This window comes from Microbacterium sp. UBA1612 (assembly GCF_002321605.1).
GTDB classification, from domain to species: Bacteria; Actinomycetota; Actinomycetes; order Actinomycetales; family Microbacteriaceae; genus Microbacterium; species Microbacterium luteum.
This window is the reverse complement of record NZ_DCMW01000018.1, coordinates 121,616-136,983: the sequence shown is the minus strand read 5'-3', so window position 1 is coordinate 136,983 and position 15,368 is coordinate 121,616. Positions and strand designations below refer to the sequence as shown.

The following is a 15,368-nucleotide window of genomic DNA, read 5'->3' as shown; positions in this document are numbered from 1 at the left end:
GGACCCCCGCGCGTCCCGCCCGCACCCGCACGTGGAGAGGAGATCGCGGTTGGGGAGGAGGTTTGGGGTGTTTGGGTCCTCTGGAGGCGCGATGTCCTCTGGAGTAGCAGCCTTCCGAGCTGCGGGGCTGCGGCCCCCGGGGCGCGGTCAGGCCTCGACCGGATCCTTCGGGCGCGCCCAGCGGGCGGGGCGGTGCGGGCCGTCCCACACCTGGATGACGCCCCACGCCGCCGCGGCGATCGGCACCGCGAGCACGGCGCCGACGATGCCGCCGAGCACCGTGCCGACGGTCAGGGCGACCAGGATGACGAAGGCGTGCAGCTTCATCGACCGGCCCATGAGGAACGGCTGCAGGAAGTTCCCCTCGAGCTGGTTGACGAGCACGACCACGCCGACGACGAACAGGGCGTTGACCCAGCCGTTGGCCACGAGCGCGACGAGGGCCGCGAGCGTTCCCGCGAGGGTTGCCCCGACGATGGGGATAAAGGCGAGCAGGAAGACGAGCACGGCGAGCGGGATCGCGAGCGGCACCTGCAGGATCAGCAGACCGATCAGGATGCCGATGGCGTCGACGAACGCGACCGTCGCGGTGCCGCGCACGTACGACCCGAGCACCGACACCGTCTTGTCGCCGATGCGGCGGGCGCGCACGTAGTCGTCGCCGCGGAACGGACGCAGGAGGAACTCCCACATCTGCGGACCGTCCTTGAGGAAGAAGAAGAGGATGACCACGAGCAGCACGAACCCGGTGACGAAGTTCGCCACCGCGCTGACGCCCGCGAGCGCTCCCGAGCCGAACTGCGCGCTCGTGACGAAGTCGGTGGCCGTGGCGATCCACGAGTCGATGTCGTCCTGCGTCGGGGCGAACGGCAGCCCCTGCGCCCACTCGATGACCGAGGTGATGCCGCTCTGCGCCGAGGCGTAGAGCTCATCCCACTGGTCGCGCACCGCCCACACGATCAGCCAGCCGACACCGGAGAGGATGAGCACGATCGCCAGCAGCGCGAGCAGGGTGGCGACCACGGAGGGCACGCCGCGGGCGCGGAGCCATCCCATCACCGGCGAGAACGCGCACGCGATGATGAGCGCGAGCATCAGCGGGATGACGACGACCGTGAGCTGCCGCATGCCCCAGATCACGGCGGCGACGACGATCACGACGACGATGATCTGGATGGCGCGGGTGGCCAGCATCCCGAATCCGTCGGTCCAGAGCCGCCAGGGAGCGCGCTTGGTCTGCTCCTCGGCGAGGGATGGATCGAGCTGAACGTGCTGTGGTTCGCGGCGGAAGAGGCCCATGGGGTCGAGGCTACCGAGGGGAGCGGATCGGAACTGCCCCCTTGCGCGCCGGCGTCCGGCTCGGCAAGGGCCTCAGGCGAGAGCGCTCAGGCGAAAGCACTCAGACCCGTGATGTCCCGGCCGATGAGCAGCGCCTGCACGCTCTCGGTGCCCTCGTAGGTGTGGATGGCCTCGATGTCGGCGAGATGTTGCATGACGCCGTACTCGAGCAGGATGCCGTTGCCGCCCAGAAGGTCGCGAGCGGTGGACGCGATCCGCCGTGCGGCCCGGGTGTTGTGATACTTCGCGAGGGAGGCCTGCGTCGGGCGCAGACCGCCAGAGGTCTCGAGGTCGGCGAGATGGCGGCAGTACAGCTGCATCGCCGTCAGCTCCTCGAGCATCTGCGCCAGGCGCTCCTGCACCATCTGGAACCTCGCGAGCGGCTTGCCGAACTGCATGCGCTGCTGAGAATACGACAGGGCCGCCTCGTAGCAGGCGGTCGCGTGGCCGAGCGCCGACCAGGCGACGCCCGATCGCGTGGAGTACAGCACGACCGACGCGTCCTTGAAGGAGTGCGAGCCAGGCAGCACCGCATCCCGCGGCACGCGCACGTCGTCGAGGGCGATGTGCGCCTGGTGGATGCCGCGCAGCGACACCTTGCCGGTGATGACGGTGCCGGTGTAGCCCGGGGTGTCCTGCTCCACCAGGAAGCAGCGGACCGTGCCGTGGTCGTCGGCGCCCTCGTCGTCGACGCGGGCCCACACGAAGGTGATGCCGCCCGATGCGCCGTTTCCGATCCACTTCTTCGCTCCCCGCAGCACCCAGCCGTCGCGATCGCGGCGGGCGGCGGTCTCGAGCGAGACGGAGTCGGAGCCGTGATCGGGTTCGGTCAGCGCGAACGCCCCGAGCACCTCGCCGCGAGCGAGGGGCTGCAGCCATCGGGCCTGCTGCTCGGGGCTGCCGAAGAGGGCGAGGGTGCGCAGAGCCAGCCCGCCCTGCACGGCCAGCACGGTGCCGAGTGAGCCGTCGCCGCGCGAGACCTCCATGTTGACCAGCCCGGCACCGAGGGGTGAGAGGTGCGTCAGGTCGGGATGGTCGATCCCGTCGGTGAAGAGGTCGAGCTCACCCATCCGGCCCACGACCTCGACGGGGTAGGAGGCGGTGTCCCACGCGTCGCGCATGAGGGGCGCGACCTCGTCGACGAGCGCCTTCGCGCGGTTCCAGGCGGCGCGGTCGGCGTCGTCGATGTCGGTGAAGACCGCGTAGTAGTCCGTGTCGAGCCGTGCACCGAGGTCATAGCGCGCGGTGCGCTCGCCCGGGAGGGAGGTGTCGTCCATGGCATCCTTTCGCTGTCGCCATTCTAGCGACACCCAGTGTCATGATGTGCGGAACTGAGTGTCACGGCGGCGGCGGAGGGCTTTCTCGATCTCGACGACGACCGGCATGATCAGCGCGAGGCCGAGAGCCATGAGCCACTGCGTGCCGTCGAGCCCGGTGGTGCCGAGGAAGTCCTGCAGGAAGCCCACCTCGACCGCCGCGACCGTGAGCGCAGCGGGGATCGACAGCCATTTGACCGCGCCGAGGATCGGCGCCGCGAGCCCGCTCTCAGGATCGTGGCGCATGACGAGACCCGCGAAGACCGAGCCGAGGGCGATCACCACGAACGACATCGTCACGGGCGTGTTCGGTGCGGTAGCGCTCAGCTGGTCGGGGAAGAGCAGCAGCGGGGCGAGTGTCGCCAGGAACAGCGTGCCGCCGTACAGCAGCCACAGGCCCACCGCGCCCGGATTCGCGATCGTCTTGGCGGGATCGCGCGGGGGCTTTCGCATGATCCCATCCGGTGCCGGATCGATCATGATCACGACCACGGGGAAGATCGTGATGAAGAAGTTCAGGAACAGCACCATGACCGGTGTCAGCGGTACGCCCTCGTTGATGGCGAAGACGCTCGCCGTGAGGAAGAGCAGCACGAGGGCGAACAGCTGCGACATCTGGAACCGCACGTAGCTGACGACCTTGTCGTAGATCGCCCGACCCAGACGCACCGCCTCCACCAGGGTGCCGAAGTTGTCGTCGACGAGGATCATCTTCCCCGCCTGCTTGGTCACATCGCTCCCCGACCCCATCGCCACACCGATGTCGGCCTGTTTGAGGGCCGCGGCGTCGTTGACCGCGTCGCCGGTCATCGCCACCACCGCGCCGTCCTCCTGCATCAGGCGCGCCAGTCGCAGCTTGTCCTGCGGTGTCACGCGACCGAACACGTGCAGGTCGGGAAGTCTCGCGGTGAGCTCGTCGTCGCTCATCGCCTGGATCTCGGCGCCGCTGGCGGCGCCGGCGCCGAGACCGAGCTTCGCGCCGATGGCCGCGGCGGTGATGGCATGGTCCCCGGTGATCATCCGCACCTCGATGCCGGCCTCGCGGGCGATGCGCACGGCCTCCTTCGACGAGGGGCGCAGCGGATCGATGATGCCGACGAGCCCGACGAAGGTGAGGTCCTCGACGGCGCCCATCGGATCGGCGGGCATCGCCGCGTCGTCGGGCAGCCGCCGGTACGCGAAGGCGAGGACGCGCAGTCCCTTCTCGGACAGCGAGCGGTTGGCGGCGACGATCGCCTCGCGCTCCTGGTCGATCGGAACCACACCGTCGGCGGTTGCCGCAGAACCGCAGCGGGCGAGGATCACATCCGGACCGCCCTTGACGAACGCGCCCTGCACCTCGCCCTGGCCGAAGTCGACGCGGTGGAAGGTCGCCATGAACTTGTACTCGGAGTCGAAGGGGACCTCCGCCAGCCGGGGATAGCGTGATCGGCTGAGCTCAGCGTCGACCCCCATCTTGGCGGCGAGCACGATGAGGGCCGCCTCGGTCGGGTCTCCCACCACGACCCCGTCGTCGGAGACGGTGGCGTCGCTGCACAGCGTCAGGCCGTAGGCGAGGCGGTGGAACTCCGGCACGTCGCTGCCGGCGGCGTGCCGGAACTCGCCGGTCTTGGCATATCCGCTCCCCGACACGGAGTACCACTCGCCGAGGTAGAAGAGGGACTCGACGGTCATCTCGTTCATGGTGAGCGTGCCGGTCTTGTCGGAGTTGATGGCGCTCGTGGCCCCGAGCGTCTCGACGTCGGTGAGGTTCTTGACCACCGCGTTGTGCTCTGCCAGCTGCCGCGACCCGTTGGAGAGCATCGCCTGCACGAAGGTGGGCAGGCCCGTCGGGATGGCCGAGATCGCCATCGAGATGCCGAGCAGGAGCACCGAGGCGATCTCCTGGCCGCGCACCAGGTCGAACACGACGATCACGGCCACCGCGCCCCACGCGATCCACCCGAGCACGCCGGTGAGGGAGTCCAGTTCCCGCTGCAGCGGGGACTTCGCCGGGGCCACGGCCGAGAGCATCGAGGCGATGCGGCCCATCTCGGTGCCCATCCCGGTCTCGGTGACCACGATCGTCGCCGTCCCCCGGGTCACCTGGGTGTTCTGGAACACCATGTTCACCCGGTCGCCGAGCGTCGTGTCGGGGTCGAGGACCGCAGTGGCGTCCTTGGCGATGGGCGCGCTCTCCCCGGTGAGCGCCGCTTCCTGGGTCTCCAGGGTCGCCGCGCGCAGCAACCTTCCGTCGGCGGGCACCATGTCACCCGCCTCGAGAGTGACGACATCTCCCGGGACGAGCGTCGTGGCATCCACTTCGCGTACCGATCCGTCGCGGAGCACCTTCGCCTGGGGCACCTGCATCTTCGCCAGGGCGTCGACCGAGGCCTTGGCCTTCATCTCCTGTCGCGTGCCGAGCACGACGTTCAGCACCACCAGGGCGGCGACCATGATCCCGACGCTGCGTTGACCGATGAACAGGCTCACGACGGCGACGACCACGAGCATGACGTTCATCGGATCGGCGAGCTGGCGCAGGGCGACCTGCCATCGCGACGGCGGAGGTTCGGAGACGATGGCGTTCGGTCCGTGCTCGGCCAGCCGCGTCGCGGCGGCGGAGGCGGACAGTCCGCGGTCGCGGTCGGCGGTGAGCCCGGTCAGCGCCGCATCGGCGGACCGGTCGTACCAGGAGGTCGTCGGGCGAGGATCGACGGTGGTCATGCCCCGAAAGCTACTCGCCCCGGCGCGCGAGCGGCACCCCCGCGTGTGCGGAGCGGCGCGCCCGGCTCCGATCAGTCGTCGAGTCGGTCGCGCAGGCGGCGGGTCATCTCGGCGGCCGGCATCCGCCGCGGGAAGACCGCGACGACCACCTCGTCGGTCTCATCCGCGGGGTCGTCGGCGAGCACACCGTAACGGCGCCGCACCCCGTCGAGAGCGCGGACGAGCGTGGTCGTCGGCACGCGCTTCGGGCCGCGCAGCAGGCGTCGAAGCACGTGGTTGTGCACCGCGGTGACCGCGGCGGCGAAGCCCACCGCGTCGACCGGGTCGAGGCCCGGAAGCGCGCGTCGCAGGTATTCGTCGAAGAGGCGCTCGTACCGGAACACCGTGACGATCTCGCGATCGCGAAGCGCCGGCACGCCCCGCACGACGGCGTATCGGCGGCGGGCGAGGTCGGGGTCGGCGGCGAAGTGCCGGTACACCTCGAGCGAAGCCTCGCACACGGCCGCCCACGGATCGTCGTGACCCTTGTCGAGCCAGGCGCGGGCACGGTCGAGGAGCAGCTCGTGGTCGGCGAAGACGACGTCGTCCTTGCCTCCGAACTGGCGGAAGAACGTCGAGCGCGACACCCCGGCCGCACGGGCGATCTGCTCCACCGAGGTGGCCTCGAACCCCTGCTCGGCGAACAGGTCCAAGGCGGCGGCGATCACCGCCGTGCGCGTGTCGGTCATCGGTCCGTCCTCGGGTGCCGGCATGCCCCGGAGCATACCCCGCCACCTGCGTGAGGATTTCCCGACGTTCGACCCAGCGCGGCGAATATTCCGCCAAGGGCACCTCAAGTCTTCGCATCGTCGCGGAACCTTCCCGGTGCCCGCGCTTAGCGTGGCCGACGGCGCGCGACGGGGATGTGTTCCGCCGCGCCGAGGGGAGAACACGCATGGGGAGAATCGACCGGCAGCCGTCGTCGCGGCGGGCGCAGTGGGGGTCCGAGCGCACCCGCACACCGCTGGACACGGTGCATCGCACGCCGAGCGAGATGAAGATCATCTGGGGGCGTGTGGCGATCATCGTCACGATCGCGGCCTGGGCCGGATATCTCGTCTTCACGGTCGTGCCCCGCATCCTCTCCGGCGAGGGGGTCCTCGCGACGCTCGAGGCGATCCTCTACGGTCTCGTCGTCACGTTCCTCAGCTTCTCCGCGCTGATGTACCTCGTGGCACGCTCGGGCGCGTTCGGCCGGTTCCGCGACCACGCGCGTATTCCCCGGGGGGAACTCGACCGTCACTTCGCCCACCGCGCAGGCTCGGGGATGACCGTTCTCGTGCCGTCCTACGCCGAGGAGACCGCCGTCATCCGCAAGACGATGTGGTCGGCGGCGCTGCAGGAATATCCCGACCTGCGGGTCGTGCTGCTGCTGGATGACCCGCCGACACCCACGGACCCGGCCGTCCGCGCACGGCTCGAGGAGACCCGGGGGATCGCGGCCGAGATCGCGACGGCGCTGGAGATGCCGCGAGCGCGCTTCGCCGAGAATCTGTTCGCCCTCGAACACCGGTGGATCCTCGGGCCCGATCCCGTCGTCGACGCCGAAGCGCTCGAGCACCTCGTGGCCGACTACGACCTCGCCTCCCAGTGGCTCCGCGACATGGCCGGCACCTGGCCGCACGAAGACCACGTCGACACCTTCTTCATCGATCAGGTGCTCCGCGAACTCGCCTCCGACCTGGACCTCACCGCGCAGGCGCTCGCGCTCGCGGCGGCCGACGGCGACACGCCCACCGTGGCGCACGTGCGCGACATGCGACGCCGCCTTGTGCAGATCTTCACCGCCGAGCTGACGACCTTCGAGCGCAAGCAGTACGCGTCTTTGTCGCACGAGCCGAACAAGGCGATGAACCTCAACTCCTACATCGGCCTGATGGGAGGTCGGTATCGCGAGGAGCACGGCCCCGGCGGAACGCTCCTGCGCCCGGTCGCCGGCTCCACCTCGGCCGACCTCATCGTGCCGAACGCCGACTACCTCCTCACGCTCGACGCCGACTCGCTGCTGCTGCGGGACTACTGCATCCGTCTGGTCTACTTCCTCGAGCAGCCGGGCAACGAGCGGGTCGCGGTCACGCAGACGCCGTACTCGTCCTTCCGAGGCGCTCCCACGCGCATCGAACGGCTCGCGGGCGCCTCGACCGACATCCAGCACATCCTGCACCAGGGCATGACCGCGCACGGCGCGACGTTCTGGGTGGGGGCCAACGCCGTCATCCGCATGGAGGCGCTGGACGACATCCTCGAGATCGACACCGTCGACGGATTCGAGGTCAGGCGATACGTGCAGGACCGCACCGTGATCGAAGACACCGAGTCGAGTATCGACATCGCCGACCGCGGCTGGACGCTGGCGAACTACCCCGAGCGGCTGAGCTACAGCGCCACGCCGCCGGACTTCGGATCGCTGGTCGTGCAGCGCCGGCGGTGGGCGAACGGCGGGCTCCTGATCCTGCCGAAGTTCTGGCGATTCGCCCGTTCCCGCCACCGCTCCGGGCGATCGGTCTCCCTCGCCGAGTGGATGCTGCGCACCAACTACATGGCCTCGCTCGCGTGGGCGAGCTTCGGGCTCATCCTCATGCTCACCCTTCCCTTCGACAGCCGTCTGCTGAGCCCGCTGGTGGTCTTCGCGGCGCTGCCGTACTTCCTGGCACAGGCGAGCGATCTGAAGTACTGCGGATACCGCCGCATCGACATCTTCCGCATCTACGGCTTCAACCTGATCCTGCTGCCGGTGAACCTCGCCGGCGTGCTGAAGTCGATCGAGCAGGCGCTGACCGGCCGCAAGATCCCCTTCGCCCGCACACCCAAGGTGAAGGACCGCACCGCCACGCAGCTGCTCTACGTCGCAGCGCCGTGGGCGATCATCGCCTTCTCGGTGTACACCACGTGGTGGAACGCGCAGTCGGAGAACTGGGGCACGGCGGCGTTCGCGGCGTTCAACGCCGTGACGGCGCTGTGGGCGACGCTGGAGAACATCGGCCTGCGCGCGTCGGTGGCCGACACCTGGCTCGGGCTCACCGACTGGATGTGGGTCGACGCGCGTCCGAAGGCATCGGCCGCGGCGTCGGAGGCCGCCGAGGTCGACTGGCGGGAGGTGCTGTACCGGGGGTACCCGGCTTCGGGCGAGTCGCATCGCGGGGTGGCGTCGGTGCGGGACGCGCTGCCGGCCGCACCGCCGCCGGCGGACGCGGAGCCGGCGACCTCGGATGAGCAGACGCCGGAGGTCGTGCGATGAGCCCGCTGCGCGGTCGGGCGTCCGGGCCCCACGCCGGAAAGCGGCTGTCGCTGTGGCGCCTGCTGCTCGGCGTCGGCGCCGTGTCGGTCGTCGCCGTGGGCGGCGTGTTCGGCGTGCGCTGGGTCGCGGCGCAGGCCGTGGTGCAGTCGTTCGACGACCCGTGGTTCGCGGCCTATGTCGATGTGACCCTCACGCCCACCTACGACTTCGGGGACCCCGCCGACGAGAGCGAGGCGAGCGTCGTGCTGGCGTTCCTGACCGCCCCCACCGGCGGCCAAGCCTGCGAACCGAGCTGGGGAGGTGCCTACTCGCTGAGCGAGGCGGCGCGCGACCTCGACCTCGACCGCCGGATCGCCCGGCTCCGCGACGCCGGCGGCGACGTGGTCCTCTCCTTCGGCGGTGCCGCGGGGGTGGAACTGGCGACGGCGTGCGACACCGCTGATCAGACCCGCGCCGCGTACGCGGCCGCGATCGACCGCTACGACGTGGAGGTCATCGACCTCGACATCGAGAACGACGACCTCGCCGATGCCGCTGCCGCGCAGCGGCGCGCCGAGGCGGTCGCGCAGCTGCAGGAGACGCGAGACCTGCAGGTATGGCTGACGCTTCCCGTGTCGCCCACCGGCCTCACGGCGGACGGCATCGACCAGGTGCGTCAGTTCCTGGCCGCCGGCGTCGACCTGGCGGGGGTGAACGCCATGACCATGGACTACGGCGTCGACCTCGACGGCCGGTCCATGGCCGCCGTCAACGACTCCGCACTCGAGGGACTTCACGCGCAGCTGGATGCGCTCTACGCGGAGGCCGACGACGCCCAGGCCGATGCGGTGCTGTGGGCAAAGATCGGCACGACGCCGATGATCGGGCAGAACGACATCCCCGCTGAGGTATTCACCCTCGCCGACGCCGAAGCGGTGAACGCGTCGGCCCATGCGCAGGGACTCGGCCGGGTCTCGATGTGGTCGCTCAACCGCGATCGATCGTGCAGCGACAACTACGCCGTGACCTCCGTGGTCTCCAATCTGTGCAGCGGCGTCGATCAGGGCGATCTCACCTTCGCCGGTGTGCTCGACGCCGGCTTCTCGGCGCCGGCCGCACGAGCGACCACGACCGCGAGCCCGTCGCCGACGGCTTCGCCGGAGCCGACGACACCGGTCGACGATCCCGCGACCAGCCCCTATCCGATCTGGGGCGAGAACACCCGCTATCTCGCCGGGACGAAGACGGTGTGGCACGGGAACGTCTACGAGGCGAAGTGGTGGACGCAGGGCGACCAGCCGGACGACCCGCTGACGGTCGCCGCGGACAGCCCGTGGACCCTCATCGGGCCGGTGCTGCCCGGAGAGAAGCCCTACGAGATCCCGACGGTCCCGGAGGGCACCTACGACGAGTGGGACGGCGCCGCCGACTATGAGGCCGGCGATCGGGTCGAGTTCGAAGGGCTGCCGTTCGAGGCGAAGTGGTGGACCAGCGGTGACAGCCCCGCCGCGATCGGCGACGACCCGGACGGCTCGCCGTGGCGCGCGCTCACCGCAGCGGAGGTGGCCGAGGTCGCAGCCGGCGCCGACGACTGAGGACCCGGCCGATCCGGCCGGGTCGCCGGGGCGCTGTCAACCCGGTTGTCGCAGGCAGTCACGCAGCGTTGCATGAGGGCATGACGTCGTTGTGGACCCGCACCGCAGACCCTGTCCAGTCGCAGCCGTGGGACGGCCGGCGCCCCGACGTCGTGATCGTCGGCGCGGGGATCACCGGTCTGTCGACGGCGCTGCTGCTGGCGCGGGCCGGTCGCGACGTGGCGGTGGTCGACGCCGGCGAGGTGGCACATCTGGCCTCGGGATCGAACACCGGAAAGCTGTCCCTCCTGCAGGGGTCCGTCCTGTCGACGCTCCGCGCGCATCATCCCGCATCGCTCGTGCGCGCATACGTCGACGCGAACCGCGACGGCGCACAGTGGCTCACGGCGTTCGCGACAGAGGCCGGCGTCCCGTTCACACGCCGCACCGCGTACTCCTACGCGCAGTCCGCCGCGGGTGGGAAAACGGTGGCGGCCGAGATGGAGGCCGCGCGAGAGGCCGGGCTGCCGGTGCATCGTATGCCGCCCGATCCGACGCTGCCCTTTCCGGTCGTCGATGCCGTCGCGCTCGACGATCAGGTCGCGATCGACCCCTACGCGGTCACGGCCGCCCTCGCCCGGGCGGCGGTGGAAGCCGGCGCGACGCTCCACACCGGCATCCGCGTCACCGGGCTGCGCGTGGTGCCGCATCCCGTGCTCGAGACGAGCGCGGGTTTCATCTCGGCGCGCGATGTGGTGCTGGCCACCGGGGCGCCTCTGACAGATCGCGGCCTCTACTTCGCGAAGACCCGTGGCCTGCGTTCCTACGCCGTCGCGTTCGACGTCGACGGCGAGGTGCCCGACGGGCTCTACCTGTCGGTGGATGCGCCCACCCGCTCCCTCCGGTCGGTCACGTCGTCCGACGGCCCCGACGGCGGAGCACGCCTCGTGGTCGGGGGAAACGGGCACCCGGTGGGGCGCTCGTCGTCGCCGCGCGCGTGCGTGACGGATCTCATCGCATGGACGCGCGAGCACATCCCCGGGGCGGAACCCGTCGCGTCGTGGTCGGCGCAGGACTACGAGTCGCACGACCTCATCCCGTTCGTCGGCGTCATGCCGCGCACGCTCGGCCGGGTTCGTTTCGCGACCGGATTCGGCAAGTGGGGACTGTCCAACGGCCCCGCCGCGGCGCTGCGCATCGCCGCCGAGGTCACCCGCACGCCCCGACGGGAGCGGCCCGCGTGGATGAACCTCATCTCCCGCCGGTTCACCGTACCCGCCGATCTCGGCCGGGGCGGGATCGAGAACCTGCGGGTGGGCTGGGAGGCGGCATCCGGATGGGTGGGCGCCCAGCGCCGCGCGGTGCCCGTCGCACGACCCGCCGAGGGCGACGGCGTCGTCGTCAATCGCGCTGGTCACCCCGTCGGCGTCTCGACCGTGCAGGGCGTCACCCGCGCCGTGAACGCCGTCTGCCCCCACCTGGGCGGAGTGCTCGCGTGGAACGACGCCGAGGGCTCGTGGGACTGTCCGCTCCACGCATCCCGATTCACCGCCGCCGGTCTGCGCATCGAGGGACCGGCCGTCTGCGACCTGCAGCGGCTTCCCCGTGTGCCGGGAGAGGTCGCCGCAGGATAGTAGGCTGGGGGACCGGTCGATATCTCGACGTCAAGCGAATCCTCGGCGCCGAGAAGGTTCACCACATCACCCACCCATCGCAACAGCGAAGGAACGCACTGTGGATCTGTACGAGTACCAGGCACGCGATCTGTTCGAGAAGTACGAGGTGCCGGTGCTCCCGGGCATCGTCGCCGACACGCCGGAGGAGGTGCGCGCGGCGGCCGAGAAGCTCGGCGGTGTCGTGGTCGTCAAGGCCCAGGTCAAGACCGGAGGCCGCGGCAAGGCCGGCGGTGTGAAGGTCGCCAAGACCCCCGACGAGGCCTACGAGGTCGCGCAGGCCATCCTCGGCCTCGACATCAAGGGGCACGTGGTCCAGCGCGTCATGGTCGCCGCCGGTGCCCGCATCGCCGAGGAGTACTACTTCTCTGTGCTGCTCGACCGCTCCAACCGCTCCTACCTGAGCCTGTGCTCGGTCGAGGGCGGCATGGAGATCGAGCAGCTCGCCGTCGAGAAGCCCGAAGCCCTCGCCCGTGTCGAGGTCGACCCGCTGGGAGGCATCGACAAGGCCAAGGCCGTCGAGATCGCGAAAGCCGCCAACTTCCCCGACGACCTCGTCGAGGCCGTCTCCGACGTGTTCGTGAAGCTGTACGACGTCTACACCGGCGAGGGCGCGACCCTCGTCGAGGTCAACCCGCTGGTGCGCACCGAGGAGGGCGAGATCATCGCCCTGGACGGCAAGGTCTCGCTCGACGAGAACGCCAGCGAGGTGCGTCACCCCGAGCACGAGGAGCTCGAGGACAAGGGCGCGGCCGACCCGCTCGAGGCCAAGGCCAAGGAGTCCGGCCTCAACTACGTCAAGCTCGACGGCGAGGTCGGCATCATCGGCAACGGCGCGGGCCTGGTCATGTCGACCCTCGACGTCGTCGCCTACGCCGGCGAGGGCCACGGCGGCGTGAAGCCGGCGAACTTCCTCGACATCGGCGGCGGCGCCTCCGCCACCGTCATGGCCGCAGGACTGGATGTCATCCTCGGCGACGAGCAGGTCAAGAGCGTCTTCGTCAATGTGTTCGGCGGCATCACGTCGTGCGTCGCCGTGGCCGAGGGCATCGTCAAGGCCCTCGAGATCCTGGGCGACGCCGCGACCAAGCCGCTGGTCGTGCGCCTCGACGGGAACCAGGTCGAGGAAGGCCGCGCCATCCTCGCCGCCGCGAACAACCCCCTCGTCACGCTCGCCGCGGGCATGGACGAGGGCGCCGACAAGGCCGCCGAGCTGGCCGCCGCCTGAACCGCATCCGGATAAGGACCAGAAAATGTCGATCTACCTCAACCAGGATTCCAAGGTCATCGTCCAGGGCATCACCGGCGGCGAAGGCACCAAGCACACCGCGCTGATGCTGAAGGCCGGCACGAACGTCGTCGGCGGCGTCAACGCCCGCAAGGCCGGGACGACCGTCTCCCACACCGACAAGGACGGCAACGCCGTCGAGCTCCCCGTCTTCGGCTCGGTCGCCGAAGCGATGGAGAAGACCGGCGCCGATGTGTCGATCGCCTTCGTGCCGCCCGCGTTCACGAAGGACGCCATGATCGAGGCCATCGACGCCGAGATCGGGCTGCTCGTCGTCATCACCGAGGGCGTGCCGGTCGGCGACACCGCCGAGGCGTGGGCCTACGCCAAGAGCAAGGGCAACACCACTCGCATCATCGGGCCGAACTGCCCGGGCATCATCACCCCCGGTGAGTCGCTCGTCGGCATCACCCCGGCCAACATCACCGGCAAGGGTCCGATCGGGCTCGTGTCGAAGTCGGGCACGCTGACCTACCAGATGATGTTCGAGCTGCGCGACCTGGGCTTCTCGACCGCCATCGGCATCGGCGGCGACCCCGTCATCGGCACGACGCACATCGACGCGCTCGAGGCGTTCGAGGCCGACCCCGAGACCAAGGCGATCGTCATGATCGGCGAGATCGGGGGCGACGCCGAGGAGCGCGCAGCCGACTTCATCAAGGCGAACGTCACCAAGCCGGTCGTCGGATACGTCGCGGGCTTCACCGCGCCCGAGGGCAAGACCATGGGTCACGCCGGCGCGATCGTCTCGGGCTCGGCCGGTACCGCCCAGGCGAAGAAGGAGGCCCTCGAGGCCGCCGGCGTCAAGGTCGGCAAGACCCCGTCCGAGACCGCCGCCCTCATGCGCGAGATCATCGAGGGTCTGTGATCTGATCCCGGCGCCGAGCCACCCCTCTGCACGTGAGCCGTCCCTTTCGGGGCGGTGTGCAGAGGGGTGGTTCGCGTCGAAGGGGGTGGTTCGGTGCCGGAGGTCGGATGAGCCCGAGCGCGGCGTAGGCTGGCGGCATGCCGTTGAGTGGTGAGTACATCCCGTCCACGTCCGAATGGGCACGCAACCAGGCCGAGCAGTTCGAGGCCTCCGGGGGCACCGAGGCGAACACGATGCGCGGGGTGCCGATCATCGTGCTGACGACCGTCGGTTCCACGAGCGGGGGACTGCGCAAGACGGCGCTCATGCGGGTCGAGCACGACGGCCGCTACGCCGTCGTCGCCTCGAAGGGCGGCGCACCCGACGAGCCCCGGTGGGCCGCGAACATGCGCGCTCACGCCCACGTCGAGCTGCAGGACGGCGCCGACAAGCGCGACTACGACGCCCGGGAGCTCTCCGGCGAGGAGCGCGAGCTCTGGTGGAAGCGGGCCGCGGAGGTCTGGCCCGACTACGACGCCTACCAGGCGAAGACCGATCGGCAGATCGCGGTCTTCGCCCTCGAACCCCGCGAGGCGTGAGGCTGATCGAGGCCTCACGGGCGCGATGAGCGACATCGAGACGGTTCGCCTGCCCGCCGGCCGTGTCGAGCTGCACGACGCTCGACGCAGCATCCGGTGCGCGGTCGACCTCGAGCCCTTCGAGATCGCCCGGTTCCCGCTCACCCAGGCGGAACTCGGCGAGCTGCTGGGGGAGACCGCGCAGCACCCCCGACGGCCGGCGACGGACATCTCCTGGCTGCGGGCGGTGCGCGTGTGCAACGCCGCGTCGGAGTGGGAGGGACTCGATCCGGCGTACGCCGTCGACGGCGACGAGGTGATGTGGCACGTGGACTCCGACGGGTTCCGGCTGCCGACCGAGGCCGAGTGGGAGTACGCCTGCCGTGCCGGGTCCGCCGGTGCGCATTACGGACCGCTCGCCGAGGTGGCGTGGACGGCCGCGGACGGCCTGTCCGCGCCCCACGACGTGGGCGCGCGGCATCCGAACCTCTTCGGTCTGTTCGACACGCTCGGCAACGTCTGGGAGTGGTGATGGGATCTGCTCGATCCTGCTCGCTACGGCGATTACCGGGTGTTCCGCGGGGGTGGCTTCGCCGACGACGCCCACAGCGTCCGTGCCGGGGTGCGTCGCGGCGGTGGGCCGAGCATGCACCACGACGACGTCGGGATGCGGCTGGCCCGAGGTGGGTTCGACGCGGTCGACGCCGCGCGGGGCTGGTCGGCCCGCGCCGACGCCGAACGCGGCGACCCGGACGGCCCCCTGCCGTCGGGATGGACGCCGCGCCGCTGACG

Annotated in this window: 10 protein-coding genes and 1 pseudogene; 7 read left to right on the top strand and 4 right to left on the bottom strand. The window is 70.3% G+C overall.

Annotated features, from left to right (window positions below; translation table 11 throughout):
* Nucleotides 1–147 precede the first annotated feature (147 nt).
* The 4 genes from B3S45_RS07645 to B3S45_RS07630 all read right to left on the bottom strand — a co-directional run bounded on the left by B3S45_RS07645 (nt 148) and on the right by B3S45_RS07630 (nt 6,112).
* Nucleotides 148–1,299 carry an AI-2E family transporter gene (locus B3S45_RS07645; RefSeq protein WP_286718646.1) on the bottom strand — a complete coding sequence of 384 codons (1,152 nt, stop codon included), beginning with the start codon at nt 1,297–1,299 and terminating at the stop codon, nt 148–150.
* Nucleotides 1,300–1,385: 86 nt separating this feature from the next.
* On the bottom strand, nt 1,386–2,615 hold the full coding sequence (locus tag B3S45_RS07640) for an acyl-CoA dehydrogenase family protein (RefSeq protein WP_286718643.1): 1,230 nt from the start codon (nt 2,613–2,615) through the stop codon (nt 1,386–1,388).
* Nucleotides 2,616–2,654: 39 nt separating this feature from the next.
* Entirely contained in the window at nt 2,655–5,360 is a 2,706-nt protein-coding gene (locus tag B3S45_RS07635) for a cation-translocating P-type ATPase (RefSeq protein ID WP_286718640.1), read from the bottom strand.
* Nucleotides 5,361–5,431: 71 nt separating this feature from the next.
* Nucleotides 5,432–6,112, bottom strand: coding sequence for a TetR/AcrR family transcriptional regulator (locus B3S45_RS07630; protein WP_286718638.1), 681 nt, complete (start codon nt 6,110–6,112; stop codon nt 5,432–5,434).
* Between the two features lie 182 nt (nt 6,113–6,294).
* Between B3S45_RS07630 and B3S45_RS07625 the strand changes: the two genes are divergently transcribed.
* From B3S45_RS07625 to B3S45_RS07595, 7 genes and pseudogenes are all read left to right on the top strand, one after another.
* Nucleotides 6,295–8,637, top strand: a complete 2,343-nt coding sequence (locus B3S45_RS07625) for a glycosyltransferase family 2 protein (protein WP_286718635.1) — start codon at nt 6,295–6,297, stop codon at nt 8,635–8,637.
* Nucleotides 8,634–10,211, top strand: a complete 1,578-nt coding sequence (locus B3S45_RS07620; protein WP_286718632.1) for a chitinase — start codon at nt 8,634–8,636, stop codon at nt 10,209–10,211. The genes B3S45_RS07625 and B3S45_RS07620 overlap by 4 nt, the downstream gene beginning before the upstream one ends.
* An 80-nt stretch (nt 10,212–10,291) precedes the next feature.
* A complete protein-coding gene (locus B3S45_RS07615) occupies nt 10,292–11,824 on the top strand; it encodes an FAD-dependent oxidoreductase (protein ID WP_286718629.1) in 1,533 nt (510 codons plus the stop codon).
* A 100-nt stretch (nt 11,825–11,924) separates the two neighbouring features.
* Nucleotides 11,925–13,091 (top strand): ADP-forming succinate--CoA ligase subunit beta, encoded by a 1,167-nt coding sequence (gene sucC / locus B3S45_RS07610; protein WP_286718626.1) that lies wholly within the window; start codon nt 11,925–11,927, stop codon nt 13,089–13,091.
* 25 nt (nt 13,092–13,116) lie between these two features.
* Nucleotides 13,117–14,019, top strand: coding sequence for a succinate--CoA ligase subunit alpha (gene sucD / locus B3S45_RS07605; protein WP_071044607.1), 903 nt, complete (start codon nt 13,117–13,119; stop codon nt 14,017–14,019).
* Between the two features lie 137 nt (nt 14,020–14,156).
* The gene (locus tag B3S45_RS07600; protein ID WP_286718621.1) at nt 14,157–14,597 is read left to right on the top strand and encodes a nitroreductase family deazaflavin-dependent oxidoreductase; all 441 of its coding nucleotides are present in this window, start codon (nt 14,157–14,159) and stop codon (nt 14,595–14,597) included.
* A 25-nt stretch (nt 14,598–14,622) separates the two neighbouring features.
* Nucleotides 14,623–15,366: pseudogene (locus tag B3S45_RS07595) on the top strand (formylglycine-generating enzyme family protein).
* Nucleotides 15,367–15,368: the final 2 nt, after the last annotated feature.